Raw genomic sequence first — 15,286 nt, 5'->3', positions numbered from 1 at the left:
GTTTGGGTTAATGTTTTCGCGTTCATCCTAAACTCGCTTGTTATTGTGCCGTCAAATTCTAGCAACAGATCACCATCGCTTACGATGGCGATCTATATCATTGATGATAGTAGATTAATGGAAAGGTAAAGAAATTATTGGGTGACTTTTTGTGCAACAGGACTGCTTTTGACAGCAGATTCTGCAAGGGCTTGGCCTTCTACAGAAGATTTTAGATTAACCATGAAAACAGCCAGCGCAGCGATCACACCCGGAATAGCGATGGCAAAGAAGTTCATTTGGTGTGGCAATTCAAAAGTTAATAAAGTTCCGGTCAGTACTGGTCCTACGATCGCTCCGATACGGCCAATCCCTGAAGCCCAACCCATGCCGGTAGAACGTACAGTCGATGGGTAATATTGTGCGACGAAGGTATATAGCAGAATTTGTGAACCGATAGTCGAGGCACCTGCCAAGGCAATCAGGGCATACAATACAAACTGTGGACTGTTAAAACCAAGCAGAACCAGAGCCGATGCACCGCATATAAACATGATGGTCAATACTTTTTTGATGTGGAACTTGTCTGCCAGGTAGCCACCGCCAATCGCGCCAATCATGCCGCCAATGTTCAGGGCAAACAGGAAGATCATACTTGCGCCCAGTGAATAACCTGCCTGAATCATTAGTTTTGGTAACCAGCTGCCTAAAGCATATACCATCAACAGGCACATGAAGAAAGCCAGCCAGAACATGAAGGTACTAAAGCTACGGCCTTGCTGGAACAATGCTTTGAGTGGCGCTTCATCACCTTTTTTCACCTCATTCAGGACAAATTCAGTTTGAGCTGTAATCTGCTGTTCTGGTGACAATTTTTGGATAATGACGTGGGCCTTTTCTGTTTCTTTTTTAACAGTCAGGTACATCAGCGATTCTGGCAGGAATTTCCAGATAACCGGCAAAAGTAATAATGGAGTACCGGCAAGAAGGAACATGATTTTCCAGCCAAACTGTGGAACCAACCATGCGCCCAATAATGCAGATGACATTCCACCAATCGCATAACCACTAAACATCAGGGCAACCAGCGTGCTGCGGATACGTTTTGGTGCATATTCGGTCATGAGGGCAACCACGTTTGGCATTACGCCACCAATTCCCAAACCGGCTAAGAAGCGAAGAATACCGAACTCAGTAGGGTTACTGGCAAAAGAACCTAAAAAGGTAAAACCACTGAAAAGTGCAACACAGATCATGATGGTTTTTTTACGGCCAATCTTGTCAGAGAGAGTACCAAAGCTCATGGCACCGAACATCATGCCAAATAATGCAGTACTGGCCAGCAAACCTGCCTGTACGGTACTGAGTGCCCATTCCTGCATCAGGAGTGGTAAAGCTACCCCATAAATTACCAGGTCATAACCGTCAAAGATAATGATCAACAGACACCAAAGCAACACACCCCAGTGAAATGGCGTAAATTTTGCCTCATCGATCAGCGTATTAATATTCACTTTATTTGTAGACATCTCCACCTCCTAATTGTGAAGTTCAGTTTCTGGTGCTCACAATGCAGAAGATGCGAAAAAATGTCCAAAACTGAATAGGCATGTTTCTATACCTATAAAGTCTGCTTTAGGTCAAAATCCTGTATTTACTATGCTTTAGATATATTAAAGACCATGAGACCCATCACCTTTTTATATAAAAATATTTTATTGAGTCTCATTATTTGGAGAAATTTTCTATATTTAAGGTTTTTAGGGTTGTTTTTTACTGTGCCTGATCAGAACACGGCACGATCATATTGCACCGCTTCCAGGTCATAAACCTGATATACCGCATCAAACAGGAACTGGATGTATTCACTTTCATCCATATTACGAATGGCCATGAAGACTGGACTCACCGCAAAACTGTCTAATATAGGAATAAAGTTTAAATGCGCCAATTTAATGTTTTTGGCACTTTCCGGCACCAGGCAAATGCCCTCTCCTGCTGCAACAAAACCGAGTGCAAGCTGCAGTTCACGTACTTCACGAACATTTTTGGGTTCCAGTCCATACTCGGAAAATATACCACGGACCTGACTGGCAAAATTGGCCTTACCGGTATTGGGATACAAGAATAACTGGTGATCTACCAGTTCCGACAGGTTCACACCAGAACGCTGTCCTAAAGGATGGCTGGCATGCACTGCCGCGACAAGAGGCTCTTCACGAAGTAGTACACGTTTAATCGCAGGGTCGGAAATTCTTAAACGGCCAAAGCCGACATCAATCTTTCCTTCTTTAAGCGCCTGAATCTGCTCATAGGTATTCATTTCCATCATTTCAATCTTGAGATAAGGATGCTGCTGTTTAAAAAGAAACATAATGCGCGATAGCAAACCGAACAATAAAGAACCGACAAAACCAATGGTAATGGTCCGATCGGCAATCCCGATACGTTTCGTCATCGATTTTATTTCTTCAGCATTAGACAAAAGTTTAACCGCATGCTGATAAAAAAATTGTCCTGCTTCCGTAGTCTTAAGTGGACGACTACCCCGCTCAAACAGCTGAATATCTAGCTCTTGCTCTAAATTTTGGATCTGTCGGCTTAAAGGAGGTTGAGCAATAAAGAGTTTTTCAGCCGCTTTGGTAAAACTTTGCTCTTCAACCACTGCAACGAAGTAGCGTAAATGTCTAAGTTCCATAGTTAAAAATACCTTTAAAGTATAAAAAAATGCAAAATTGATCTTCGACCAATTAAAACTATTCCTTTAAGGTATATCACAAGACAGGCATAAAGCAAGATCGAGAATTTTAAAGATGTATAAGTCTATAGAAACGTTGCTGGTGGAAATTCCAACCATCCGTCCCCACAAGATGGCTGTCGCAACCATGCAAACCCAGACACTGGTGTTGGTTAAAATTACCACAGAAGATGGTTATGTAGGCTGGGGCGAAGCAACCACTATTGGTGGATTAGGCTATGGTGAAGAAAGCCCGGAAAGTGTCAAAGTTAATATTGATACTTATTTCGCACCGCTTTTAAAAACATTATCCGGTTTAAATGTTGCACAAACATTACAGGTAATCAAAAAAAATATTAATGGCAACCGCTTTGCCAAATGTGCCATTCAGACTGCCCTGCTGGATATTAAGGCACAACGTCTCAACCTGCCACTCAGTGAAGTATTAGGTGGACGTTTACGAAACAGTATTCCGGTACTTTGGGTATTGGCTTCAGGTAATACCGAGAAAGATATTGCTGAAGCGCAGAAAATGATTGAGGCAAAACGCCACAATGTGTTCAAACTGAAAATTGGTTCACGCCCGGTTGAAGAAGATGTTGAACATGTACTGGCGATCAAGAAAGCCTTGGGCAAAGACATCTCGATTCGTGTCGATGTAAACCGTGCCTGGTCTGAGCTTGAAGCGATCAAGGGTATTCAGTTGTTACAAGATGGTGGTGTTGATCTGATTGAACAGCCATGTGCAATTGACAATCTGGATGCAATGCGACGCCTGACTCGCCGTTTTGATGTGGCCATCATGGCGGATGAATCCTTGATGGGTCCTCACTCAGCTTATCAAATTGCACGTAACAATGGTGCATCAGTTTTTGCAGTAAAAGTGGCCCAATCAGGCGGTTTGGTTGAAGGCTGTGAGGTTGGAAAAGTCGCTAAACTGGCAGGTATCGACCTGTACGGCGGCACCATGCTGGAAGGCCCGGTGGGTACGATTGCCTCTGCTCATGTCTTCTCTACCTTTGAAAATCTGGCGTATGGAACCGAACTGTTTGGTCCATTGCTGCTTACCGAAAATATTTTGAAAACCCCGCTCAACTATCAGAACTTTGAACTTGAGATTCCGAACGGTCCAGGTCTGGGTATTGAGCTGGATGAAAACAAGATTGACAACTTGCGTCGTCAGTAATCAGGAGAAACCCATGCTTTTCCATGTACGTATGGATGTAAATATTCCACGTGATATGCCCGTTGAACAGGCCAATGAAATTAAAGCCGTTGAAAAGGTTTATTCACAGGAATTGCAGCGTCAAGGCAAATGGCGTCATATCTGGCGCATTACTGGCCAATACTCAAACATCAGTATTTTTGATGTCGAGAGCAATGAAGAACTGCATAACATTTTACAGGGTCTTCCACTCTACCCTTACATGAACATTGAAGTGATGGCATTAAACCGTCACCCCTCATCTGTTCGTGAAGATGACACCTGATTTAACCCTGAAAACTGGAATAAACCTTTGTTCCAGTTTCACAAAAAAACATATTTAACATACCAAGTAGCAAACAAGGAAAGTGGCAGCCATCTATCTCTTTAAGCAGAGATATTCGCCACCAAAGCACCCCTCCAAGGAGTAATAAAATGGATCGTCAAACCATTGAAAATGTAGTTAAAGCTTGTAACGTAGACACTTCTGAAGGTCCAGTAGATGCCCGTTTACAACAAGTTGTTGTTCGTCTGGTTACAGACTTTTACCAAGCCATTGAAGATCTTGATCTAAGCCAGTCTGAAGTTTGGAAAGGTGTAGAAGCGCTGATCGACATGGCAAAAGCTGATGAGTTTGCACTGTTAGGTTCAGCAATCGGCCTGGAACACTTCCTGGACTTGCGTGCTGATGAAGCTGATGCAAAAGCAGGTTTAACGGGTGGTACACCACGTACAATCGAAGGCCCTCTATATGTTGCTGGTGCACCTGAATCAACAGGTTTCGCTCGCATGGACGATGGTACTGAAGAAGGTAAAATCCCGACACTTATCATCGAAGGTAAAGTAACTGACACTGATGGTGAAGTTCTTTCTGGTGCTAAAGTAGAAATGTGGCATGCCAACAGCAACGGTAACTACTCTTACTTCGACAAATCTCAGTCGCACTTCAACCTTCGTCGTACCATCCTGAGTGATGAAAACGGTAACTACACTGCGCAAACCACTATGCCTGTAGGTTACGGTTTGAACCCTGAAGGTCCGTTACAACACATGTTGAACAAGCTTTCTCGTCACGGTCAGCGTCCTGCACACGTGCATTACTTTATCTCTGCACCAGGTCACCGCAAGTTGACAACTCAGTTCAACATCGAAGGCGACAAATACCTTTGGGATGACTTCGCATTCGGTACTCGCGAAGGTCTGGTAGCAACTGCGGTTGACGTTACTGACGAAGCTGAAATTGCGCGTCGCGGCTTGAAAGGTCCTTTCAAACATATCCAATTCGACGTTGTACTTCAAAAAGACAAAGAAGGTGCGCCTTCTACTGAAGTTGAACGTCGTCGCGCAAGCGCTTAATTAGCAAACAAGGAACTGCAACGCTTCATTCCCCAAAGAAGGGCAATGAAGCGCTGTGGTGACTTCCCTAAAATTTGGAAAGTCGGAGAACGGACATGCCACGTATTCCTGTAATCAATACCAGCCATCTAGATCGTATCGATGAATTACTTGTTGAAAATTATGAAACAGGTGAATTCAAACTCCATCGTTCAGTATTTACTGATGAAGCCTTATTTGACTTAGAGATGAAATATATCTTTGAAGGCAATTGGGTTTACTTGGCACATGAAAGCCAAATTCCGAATATCAACGATTACTACACCACGAACATTGGCCGTCAGCCAATCATCATTGCGCGTAACCGTAATGGCGAACTGAATGCCATGATCAATGCCTGTTCACACCGTGGTGCAGAGCTTTGCCGTTACAAACGCGGTAACAAAGCAACTTATACCTGCCCTTTCCACGGCTGGACATTCAACAACTCTGGTAAGTTGTTAAAAGTTAAAGATCCTTCTGATGCCGGTTATTCTGACTGCTTCAACAAAGAAGGTTCACACGACCTGAAAAAAGTTGCACGTTTTGAAAACTACAAAGGCTTCCTGTTCGGTAGCTTGAATCCAGACGTTCCTTCTCTTGAAGAATATCTTGGTGAAGCAACTAAAATCATCGACATGATCGTTGGTCAGTCTGAAGAAGGTCTTGAAGTTCTGCGTGGTGCGTCTACCTATACCTACGAAGGTAACTGGAAACTGACTGCTGAAAACGGTGCTGATGGTTATCACGTTTCTGCAGTTCACTGGAACTATGCTGCGACAACTCAGCAACGCAAAGAAAAACAAGGCGGCGACAACATCCGTGCGATGAGTGCTGGTTCTTGGGGTAAACAAGGCGGTGGTTCTTACGGTTTCGAAAATGGCCACATGCTCCTTTGGACGCAATGGGCAAACCCGGAAGACCGTCCAAACTTCCCGAAAAAAGACGAATACACCGAGAAATACGGTGCAGCCATGGCGAAATGGATGATCGAGCGTTCTCGTAACCTGTGTATCTATCCAAACGTTTACTTCATGGATCAGTTCGGTTCACAAATCCGTGTACTGCGCCCGATCTCTGTCGATAAGACTGAAGTAACCATCTACTGTATCGCGCCTAAAGGTGAAGCACCTGAAGCACGTGCACGTCGTATCCGTCAATACGAAGACTTCTTCAACGCGTCTGGTATGGCAACTCCGGATGACCTGGAAGAATTCCGCGCATGTCAAGCAGGCTACCAGGGTATCGCGCTTGAATGGAATGATATGAGCCGCGGTTCTAAACACTGGATCCAAGGTCCAGATGAGGCTGCCAATGAAATCGGTTTAAAACCAAAACTTTCTGGCGTTAAAACTGAAGACGAAGGTCTATACCTGGCTCAACACGAGTTCTGGTTGAAACTGATGAAAAAAGCAATTGCTGCTGAAAAAGAGATTGCTGCTGCAGGAGAACAAGCATGAGCGCGATTACTTTAGAAAATATTGCTCAATTCCTTTACCGCGAAGCGCGCTTCCTGGACGACGAGCAATGGGATAACTGGTTAGCGTGCTACGCTCCGAATGCACAGTTCTGGATGCCAGCCTGGGATGACAATGACACCTTGACCGAAGATCCTCAGTCTGAAATCTCCCTGATTTTCTATCCGGACCGTCAAGGTTTGGAAGACCGTGTATTCCGTATCAAGACTGAACGTTCTTCAGCAACCATGCCGGATACCCGTACCAGCCACAACATCAGCAACATTGAAATTGTGGAACAAAACGGTGACCAGGTGACTGTACGTTTTAACTGGAATACTTTGAGTTTCCGTTACAAGAAAAACTACAGCTACTTCGGTATGTCGCGTTATGTGATCGATTTCTCTGGCGAACAGCCAAAAATCCTGAACAAGTACGTGGTACTGAAAAACGACTATATCAACCAAGTTATTGATGTTTACCACATCTAAGCTGATTAGATTTAAAAACCGGCCTTGGCCCAATGGAATGTTGGCCCGGGCCACCTGATGTTTTAACTCATTTGTAGGATACTTGCCATGTCAAACCATAATGTTGCACTTCAATTTGAAGATGGCGTAACGCGTTTTATTACTGTTGTTGACGGTGAAACTCTTTCTGACGCAGCATATCGCCAAAAGATCAATATTCCGCTAGATTGCCGTGATGGTGCATGTGGTACGTGTCGTGCATTTTGTGAATCAGGCACTTATGATATGCCGGAAGAAACTTATATCGAAGATGCTTTAACACCTGAAGAAGCGGCTGAAGGCTATGTACTGGCTTGCCAGTGCCACCCGACGTCTGATGCTGTATTCCAGATTCAGGCAACTTCTGATGTTTGTAAAACTCAAATTCATACTTATCAAGGTACTCTAACTTCTGTTGAGAACCTCTCTGAATCAACGATTACTTTTGAAATCGAACTTGACGCTGCTGAGCCAGAAATTAATTTCCTGGCAGGCCAATATGTCAATGTCGGTATTCCTGGTACATCTGAAACCCGCTCTTACTCTTTCAGCTCTAAACCGGGTGACCGTAAAACCGGTTTCGTTGTTCGTAATGTCCCGAATGGCAAAATGAGCAGCTTCCTGAGCCAAACGGCTAAAGTGGGCGACAAGATGAATTTTACCGGTCCTTTCGGTAGCTTCTATTTACGTAATGTTGCACGCCCTGTCGTGATGCTGGCAGGTGGTACAGGTATTGCCCCTTTCTTGTCCATGTTATCCGTTCTTGAAGAAAAAGGGTCAGAACAGCCTGTACGTCTGGTATTTGGTGTAACCAACGACTTTGACCTGGTTGCATTAGAGCGCCTTAACGAACTTCAAGCGAAATTACCATGGTTCGAATACCGTACCGTTGTGGCAAACCCGGAATCTGCACATGAGCGTAAAGGTTATGTCACAGGCCATATTGATAATGAATGGTTAAACGGTGGTGACGTAGACATCTACTTATGTGGTCCAGTCCTTATGGTCGAAGCGGTTCGTGGCTGGTTAGAAGCTGAAGGTGTTAAACCAGCAAACTTCCTGTTCGAAAAATTCTCTGCAAACTAAGTTGGAGAATCAAATGAATTGCGCAAAAAGATTTGAAAACAAAGTTGTGATCGTGACAGGTGCCGCTCAAGGCATCGGTCGCGGTGTAGCGCTACAAGTGGCCAGCGAAGGTGCTCAAGTTGTTCTAGCAGATATATCCGATTACGTCGACGAGACATTAGCGGAAATTGAAGCACAAGAAGGTGATGCAATTATCGTCAAGGCTAACCTGGAAACCTTTGCAGGTGCAGAATCTGTGGTTGCCCAAGCAATTGAGACCTATGGCCGTGTTGATGTGCTCATCAACAACGTCGGTGGTGCCATCTGGATGAAACCCTTTGAAGAATTTTCTGAAGAAGAAATTATCAAGGAAGTGAATCGTTCACTGTTCCCAACCATGTGGTGCTGCCGCGCAGTGTTGCCTGAAATGATCAAGAATCAGCAAGGTACCATTGTCAACGTATCTTCAATTGCAACACGTGGTATTAACCGTGTGCCTTATTCGGCTTCAAAAGGTGGTGTGAATGGTTTAACCGCTTCCCTCGCCTTTGAACATGCCAAAGATGGTATTCGTGTCAATGCAGTTGCGACAGGTGGAACAGAAGCCCCACCACGTAAAGTACCGCGTAATGCCAACCCACTGACTGAATCTGAAAAAGAATGGATGCAGCAAGTGGTTGATCAAACCATTGACCGTACCTTCCTGGGACGCTATGGCACGATTCAGGAACAAGTCAATGCCATCACTTTCCTGGCATCTGACGAATCCTCTTATATGACAGGAACAGTGGTTCCCGTTGGTGGTGGTGATCAGGGCTAACCCTGATCATAGGCGTGGTACAGGATCATTGATTTATCAGCATGGAGGCAGTAGCAATGACGACCCTGTTTAAAAGCTTAAAAGATGACTGGTCTGTGTCAGCAACGGTTGCAGGATTTCTAGCCGTGCTGATTTCCTATTCCGGGCCATTAATCATCTTTTTCCAGGCAGCACAAAAAGCCAATGTTGACCCCAGCATGATGATTTCATGGATCTGGGGCATCTCCATTGGTGCAGCAGTTGCTGGGATTTTTTTATCAATCAAGTACAAAGTCCCGGTTATCACCGCCTGGTCAGCGCCCGGCACGGCACTGCTGGTCACGCTCTTCCCCAATGTTTCTTTAAATGAAGCGGTCGCTGCCTATATCACGGCTGCTTTGGTGATTCTTTTTATTGGTTTGACAGGCTATTTCGACAAGCTGTTGAAGTGGATTCCCCAATCCATTGCAGCGGGCATGATGGCCGGGATTTTATTTCAATTTGGCTTGGGGCTGTTCACCGCTACAAACAGCATGCCCCTGATCGTGTTTGGCATGCTACTGGTTTTTCTAGTATCCAAGCGCGTAAGTCCACGCTACAGCATGGTTTGGGTACTGCTTGCAGGAGTTTTACTCAGTTTAATTCTCGGCAAAATGAATCCAGTCACTGTCGATTTCAGCCTTGCCATTCCGCAGTGGATTAGCCCTGAATGGTCAATCAATGGCATGCTGAATCTGGCAATTCCACTAATCTTGGTCAGCCTTAGCGGGCAGTTTTTGCCTGGCATGGCGATTATGAAACTCAGTGGTTATGACACACCTGCAAAACCGATTATCACAACCACCAGTATTGCATCGCTTGCTGTGGCTTGCGTGGGTGGCATCACCATTGTTTTGGCATCCATTACCGCTGCCTTGTGTATGGGTAAGGATGCACATGAACTGAAAGATAAACGGTATATCGCAGGAATTGCCAATGGTGTGTTTTACATTTTAGGCGGTTTATTTGCCGGCAGTATTGTCATGCTGTTCAGCCTGCTGCCGAAAGAACTGGTGGCAGCACTTGCAGGCCTTGCCCTATTGGGTGCCATTGCCACCAATGTTTCAGTGGCCATGAAAGATGAAAGCGAACGTGATGCAGCCTTAATCACTTTTTTAGCTACAGCATCCGGTATGCATTTCCTCGGATTGAGTTCGGTGTTTTGGGGCATTTGTATCGGCCTCGTCGCCCATCTTTTATTAAGCAAACCCAAAACAGGTCCCGCAGTGTCCAACACTGTTTCCCTCTCCCAAACTGAAACTAAATAATTTTAGCGTTAGGAACGATTATGATCGATAAAAGCGTGGCTTCATTAACGGAAGTCCTCTCTCAAATTAAAGATGGTTCGACCATCATGATTGGCGGTTTTGGTACAGCGGGTCAGCCAGCAGAGCTGATTGATGGCCTGATTGAGCTTGGCATCAAGGATCTGGTTATTGTGAATAACAACGCTGGTAATGGCGATTACGGCCTGGCCAAACTTTTAAAGACGGGTGCTGTGCGTAAGATCATCTGTTCTTTCCCGCGTCAGTCTGACTCTTGGGTGTTTGACGAACTCTACCGTGCCGGCAAAATCGAACTGGAACTGGTACCGCAAGGGAATCTGGCTTGCCGTATTCAGGCTGCTGGTATGGGCTTAGGCCCAATTTATACACCTACAGGTTTTGGAACATTGCTGGCTGAAGGCAAACCGACCCTGAACTATGAAGGCAAAGACTTCGTTTTAGAAAACCCGATCAAGGCGGATTTTGCCTTAATCAAGGCGCATAAAGGCGACCGTTGGGGCAACCTGGTGTACCGTAAATCTGCGCGTAACTTCGGTCCGATTATGGCGATGGCAGCAGACGTGACCATTGCCCAGGTGTCTGAATTGGTTGAACTGGGTGCACTGGATCCTGAACACATCATCACCCCGGGAATTTTTGTTCAACACGTTGTTCAAGCTAAACCTGCACAATAATCGGTATCGGAGAGAAACAATGAGCTATAGCAAACTGACCCGTGACCAGATCGCTGAACGTGTGGCACAAGATATTCCTGATGGCGCCTATGTCAACCTCGGCATTGGCTTACCCACCAAAATTTCCAGCTACCTGCCTTCAGACAAAGACGTGTTTTTACATTCTGAAAATGGCCTGTTGGCTTTCGGTCCTCCTCCTGCTGAAGAAGACCGTGATCCTGAACTGATCAATGCCGGTAAAGAATTTGTGACCTTACTTGAAGGTGGTGCCTTCTTCCATCATGGTGATTCATTCGCCATGATGCGTGGTGGTCACCTGGATATCGCAGTACTAGGTGCTTTCCAGGTCGCAGAAAATGGTGACCTGGCTAACTGGCATACTGGTGCGCCGGATGCGATTCCTGCAGTGGGCGGTGCAATGGACTTAGCCGTTGGTGCGAAAAAAGTCTTTATTACCACCGATCACGTGACCAAAAAAGGCGAGCCAAAAATCGTGGCTGAGCTGTCTTACCCTGCGACTGGCCTGAAATGTGTTGACCGAATCTATACCGACCTGTGTGTGATTGATGTGACCCCTGAAGGCATGAAAGTGATTGAGAGAGTTGAAGGTCTGTCATTTGAAGAATTGCAGTCGATGACCGGTGCCAAACTGATTGATGCAACTCAATCAAATTAAGGGGAAGTCCCTCCTTTCTTGCACTTAGTTTTAAAAGCAGTGCTTTAAAACATGTTCAGGAGGGATTTAGGGAGGATTTGAGGAATAAAACTACTTCATTAAATCCCTCCCTTGCGAAGCAATGCTTCTCACCCTTTAAAAAAGGGAGGAGTTTTCTTCTTTTAAATATGTGAGAAATACACAATGAAAAATGCATATATCGTAGATGCCATCCGTACCCCATTTGGCCGTTATGCCGGTGGCCTTGCTCCTGTCCGTACCGATGACTTGGGTGCACTTCCAATCAAAGCTTTAATGGAACGCAATCCATCAGTCAATTGGGAACAGGTTGATGACGTGATTTATGGCTGTGCCAACCAGGCCGGTGAAGACAACCGTAACGTGGGGCGTATGTCTGCACTTTTAGCCGGTTTACCGTACCAAGTACCAGCAACGACAATTAACCGTCTTTGCGGTTCATCACTGGATGCTATTGCCATTGCAGCACGCGCGATTAAAGCTGGTGAAGCTGAACTGATTATTGCTGGCGGTGTCGAGTCAATGAGTCGTGCGCCATTTGTAATGGGTAAATCTGAATCTGCCTATGGTCGTAGTCAAAAAATTGAAGACACCACCATGGGCTGGCGCTTCATTAACCCGAAATTGAAAGAAATGTATGGCGTGGAAACCATGCCGCAAACCGCTGAAAACCTGGCGGAACAGTTCAACATCAACCGTGCAGATCAGGACCAGTTTGCTTTAACCAGCCAGCAACGTACTGCTGCTGCACAAGCCCGTGGTTTCTTTGCCAAAGAAATTATTCCTGTGGTGATTCCACAACGTAAAGGCGATGCTGTTGTAGTTGATAAAGACGAACATCCACGTGCAACAACACCAGAAGCTTTGGCAAAACTAAAACCAGTCGTGAAAGCAGATGGTACCGTAACTGCCGGTAATGCTTCTGGGATCAATGATGGTGCGGCTGCCCTATTAATTGCATCTGACGAAGCAGTTGCTCAACACGGTTTAAAACCACGTGCCAAAATTATTGGCTCAACTGTTGTCGGTGTTGAACCACGCATCATGGGCTTTGGTCCTGCACCTGCCATCAAGAAACTGTTGGCACAAACAGGTTTGACTATTGAACAGATGGACGTGATTGAACTGAACGAAGCCTTTGCAGCACAAGCTTTGGCTTGTACTCGTGACTTAGGCATTGAAGATGGTTCAGAGAAAGTCAATCCAAATGGTGGTGCAATTGCTTTAGGTCATCCACTTGGTGCATCTGGTGCGCGTCTTGTGATGACTGCACTGAACCAGCTTGAACAGACTGGCGGTAAATACGGTCTGTGTTCAATGTGTATTGGTGTCGGTCAAGGCATTGCTTTGATCATTGAACGCGTTTAATCCTCATTCAAAGTCCCCCTTTCATAAAGGGGGACTTAGGGGGATTTATAAGATTAAGGATTCTAAAAAAATGCCAACTTTTACATCGAATGATGCCCAAATCAATTACCAGACCTTTGGTGATGCATCTAAGCCAGCCTTGATTTTTTCTAATTCACTCGGCACCAATTATGGGATGTGGCAAAAACAATTTAATCATTTCAAACAGGATTATTTTGTGATTTGCTATGACACCCGTGGTCATGGGGCTTCATCTGCGCCACAAGGTCCGTATAGTCTTGATCAACTGGGTCAAGATGTGGTGAATCTGCTTGATCATTTAAAAATTGAAAAAGCTGCGTTCTGTGGTATTTCAATGGGTGGTTTAACCGGTCAATGGTTAGCGATTAATAAACCCGAACGTTTTAGCCACGTGATTGTCTGCAACACGGCAGCCAAAATTGGTCAGGAACAGGCCTGGAATGAGCGTGCCACTTTGGTACGTCAGCAAGGTCTTCAACCAATTGCATCTACCGCAGCATCACGCTGGTTTACCGAACCCTTTATCCAAAGCAACCCAACAGTAGTTGAAAATCTTCAAAACGACTTGGAAGCTGGCAGCAGCGAAGGTTATGCAAGCTGTTGTGAAGCTTTGGCTAAAGCGGATTTACGTGAACAGCTGAAAGATATTCCTGTGCCGGTACTGGTGATAGCAGGTCAGCAAGATCCGGTAACTACAGTGGCTGATGGTCAGTTCATGCAAGAACGTATTGCTCATAGCCAGCTGTTTGAAATCAATGCCTCGCATATTTCCAATGTAGAGCAACCTGAAGCCTTTAATCAGGCGGTGCAAAAATTTATTGCAGCTTAAAAAAGCACAGAGCAAGAGTAAAAAAGCCACTTTTCGAAGTGGCTTTTTTATCTTTCCAATATTTTTCTCGCATCAGGCCCAGATCACTAAGATTGCCGCAATTACTACCAGCACCAATCCCCAATGCTCCGCACGGGCCAGTTTTTCTTTAAAGAAATAAGCGGAAATCAGCATACTAAACAGAATCTCGATTTGGCCTAAGGTTTTGACCACCGGTACACTCATCATGCTCATGGCAGTGAACCAGCCGAGCGATGCCATAAAGCTGCACACACTTACCTTAAAGGTGAGGCCCAAACGTTGCCACATGGCAATTAAAGTACGGCGGCTAAATAGCCCCAGATAAAGCAGCATACTGATACACTGGAAACTGATCACCAGCAGTAATACCCATCCTGCACGGTGTAAATTTGGTAAATTTGTGAGCTCTAAACTGGCTTCTCGTACCAGTAGTGAAGTAATGGCAAAACTTAAACCGCTTCCGATGCCAATAGCCAGTGTTTTGGCTGAGAACCCGGACATCTGCTGGCCTTTACTCAGCAAAAATACCGCATAACCACCCAGTGCCACCCCAATCCAGGCCAGAAAGGACAAATGGTCAGCCAGGAAAGTTACGCCAATAATCGCGGCCAGTATCGCTTCACTTTTAGCCAGCCCTACCCCAATCGCGTAATTTTTTTGCTTAAACAGCTGTACCATCAATGCAGTGGCTAAAATCTGGCTGGAAGCGGCAATCACAATGTAGACCCAGAACTTTGGCGTGAAGTGGACGATACTTTCAACCGGCTTGAAATAATACAGACTGCCGAGGTAAAGAGCAGCAAATGGCAATCCAAAAATAAACCGGGCCAGCGTGACTCCCCAGACATCTACCGTGGTACTCAGCTGTTTTTGAAAGGCATTACGCCAGGCCTGCATAAATGCTGCCATTAAAGTGAAGAAAATCCAGCTCACTGCCATATGCCTAACGCCATTACAACAAAAGTGAACTCATTCTATGCTTTAGTAGAATGCATGACTAATTAAAAATGGGATGGCCTTTAATAGCGTAAAGTTTGGCTCTAGACCCTGAACCATAAAAAATATTAAGTATTTGCTATTTTAAACTTCAAAAAAATTAATCTTACACAGCTTATCGGGCTTATGGTTAATGCAAATAATTTCATATATTTAATTATTAATACTATCTTTACCTAGTTTCTAAAGTTCTATTTTCAGGGTTTAACCCCCTCAATCCGATGACTTAATCTA

Annotated in this window: 15 protein-coding genes; 12 read left to right on the top strand and 3 right to left on the bottom strand. The window is 45.0% G+C overall.

The features are described 5' to 3' along the window. Positions 1-134: 134 nt before the first annotated feature. Together ABJ384_RS07545 and ABJ384_RS07540 are read right to left on the bottom strand one after the other, a co-directional pair. A complete protein-coding gene (locus tag ABJ384_RS07545; protein ID WP_180042556.1) occupies positions 135-1,508 on the bottom strand; it encodes an MFS transporter in 1,374 nt (457 codons plus the stop codon). A gap of 257 nt (positions 1,509-1,765) precedes the next feature. Further along, positions 1,766-2,677 carry a LysR family transcriptional regulator gene (locus ABJ384_RS07540; protein ID WP_166169976.1) on the bottom strand — a complete coding sequence of 304 codons (912 nt, stop codon included), beginning with the start codon at positions 2,675-2,677 and terminating at the stop codon, positions 1,766-1,768. A 115-nt stretch (positions 2,678-2,792) separates the two neighbouring features. Between ABJ384_RS07540 and ABJ384_RS07535 the strand changes: the two genes are divergently transcribed. From ABJ384_RS07535 to pcaD, 12 genes are all read left to right on the top strand, one after another. Further along, positions 2,793-3,902, top strand: coding sequence for a muconate/chloromuconate family cycloisomerase (locus tag ABJ384_RS07535; RefSeq protein WP_086196938.1), 1,110 nt, complete (start codon positions 2,793-2,795; stop codon positions 3,900-3,902). 13 nt (positions 3,903-3,915) lie between these two features. Continuing rightward, positions 3,916-4,206 carry a muconolactone Delta-isomerase gene (catC, locus tag ABJ384_RS07530; RefSeq protein ID WP_349929681.1) on the top strand — a complete coding sequence of 97 codons (291 nt, stop codon included), beginning with the start codon at positions 3,916-3,918 and terminating at the stop codon, positions 4,204-4,206. Positions 4,207-4,355: 149 nt separating this feature from the next. Further along, positions 4,356-5,276, top strand: coding sequence for a catechol 1,2-dioxygenase (gene catA, locus ABJ384_RS07525; RefSeq protein WP_180042558.1), 921 nt, complete (start codon positions 4,356-4,358; stop codon positions 5,274-5,276). 95 nt (positions 5,277-5,371) lie between these two features. Beyond that, a complete protein-coding gene (gene benA / locus ABJ384_RS07520) occupies positions 5,372-6,754 on the top strand; it encodes a benzoate 1,2-dioxygenase large subunit (protein ID WP_166169983.1) in 1,383 nt (460 codons plus the stop codon). Beyond that, the gene (gene benB / locus ABJ384_RS07515; RefSeq protein ID WP_180042559.1) at positions 6,751-7,242 is read left to right on the top strand and encodes a benzoate 1,2-dioxygenase small subunit; all 492 of its coding nucleotides are present in this window, start codon (positions 6,751-6,753) and stop codon (positions 7,240-7,242) included. Before benA ends, benB begins: the two co-directional genes overlap by 4 nt. An 87-nt stretch (positions 7,243-7,329) precedes the next feature. Continuing rightward, positions 7,330-8,346 (top strand): benzoate 1,2-dioxygenase electron transfer component BenC, encoded by a 1,017-nt coding sequence (benC, locus tag ABJ384_RS07510; protein ID WP_086196943.1) that lies wholly within the window; start codon positions 7,330-7,332, stop codon positions 8,344-8,346. A 13-nt stretch (positions 8,347-8,359) separates the two neighbouring features. Next, positions 8,360-9,145 (top strand): benzoate diol dehydrogenase BenD, encoded by a 786-nt coding sequence (gene benD, locus ABJ384_RS07505; RefSeq protein WP_300046252.1) that lies wholly within the window; start codon positions 8,360-8,362, stop codon positions 9,143-9,145. A gap of 56 nt (positions 9,146-9,201) precedes the next feature. After that, positions 9,202-10,431 (top strand): benzoate/H(+) symporter BenE, encoded by a 1,230-nt coding sequence (gene benE, locus ABJ384_RS07500; RefSeq protein WP_349929718.1) that lies wholly within the window; start codon positions 9,202-9,204, stop codon positions 10,429-10,431. 20 nt (positions 10,432-10,451) lie between these two features. Beyond that, a complete protein-coding gene (locus ABJ384_RS07495; protein ID WP_349929680.1) occupies positions 10,452-11,123 on the top strand; it encodes a 3-oxoacid CoA-transferase subunit A in 672 nt (223 codons plus the stop codon). Between the two features lie 19 nt (positions 11,124-11,142). Next, complete coding sequence (locus ABJ384_RS07490) at positions 11,143-11,799, top strand: 3-oxoacid CoA-transferase subunit B (protein WP_349929679.1); 657 nt, start codon at positions 11,143-11,145, stop codon at positions 11,797-11,799. 183 nt (positions 11,800-11,982) lie between these two features. Next, a complete protein-coding gene (gene pcaF / locus ABJ384_RS07485) occupies positions 11,983-13,185 on the top strand; it encodes a 3-oxoadipyl-CoA thiolase (protein ID WP_349929678.1) in 1,203 nt (400 codons plus the stop codon). A 70-nt stretch (positions 13,186-13,255) separates the two neighbouring features. Further along, entirely contained in the window at positions 13,256-14,035 is a 780-nt protein-coding gene (gene pcaD / locus ABJ384_RS07480) for a 3-oxoadipate enol-lactonase (RefSeq protein WP_349929677.1), read from the top strand. Positions 14,036-14,107: 72 nt separating this feature from the next. On the opposite strand, the gene ABJ384_RS07475 is transcribed toward pcaD, so the two are convergent. Then, the gene (locus tag ABJ384_RS07475) at positions 14,108-14,995 is read right to left on the bottom strand and encodes a DMT family transporter (protein ID WP_349929676.1); all 888 of its coding nucleotides are present in this window, start codon (positions 14,993-14,995) and stop codon (positions 14,108-14,110) included. Positions 14,996-15,286: the final 291 nt, after the last annotated feature.

Source organism: Acinetobacter sp. A1-4-2 (assembly GCF_040233925.1).
Classification (GTDB): domain Bacteria; phylum Pseudomonadota; class Gammaproteobacteria; order Pseudomonadales; family Moraxellaceae; genus Acinetobacter.
Note: the sequence above shows the minus strand (reverse complement) of the source record. Positions and strands in the feature narration are given on the sequence as shown.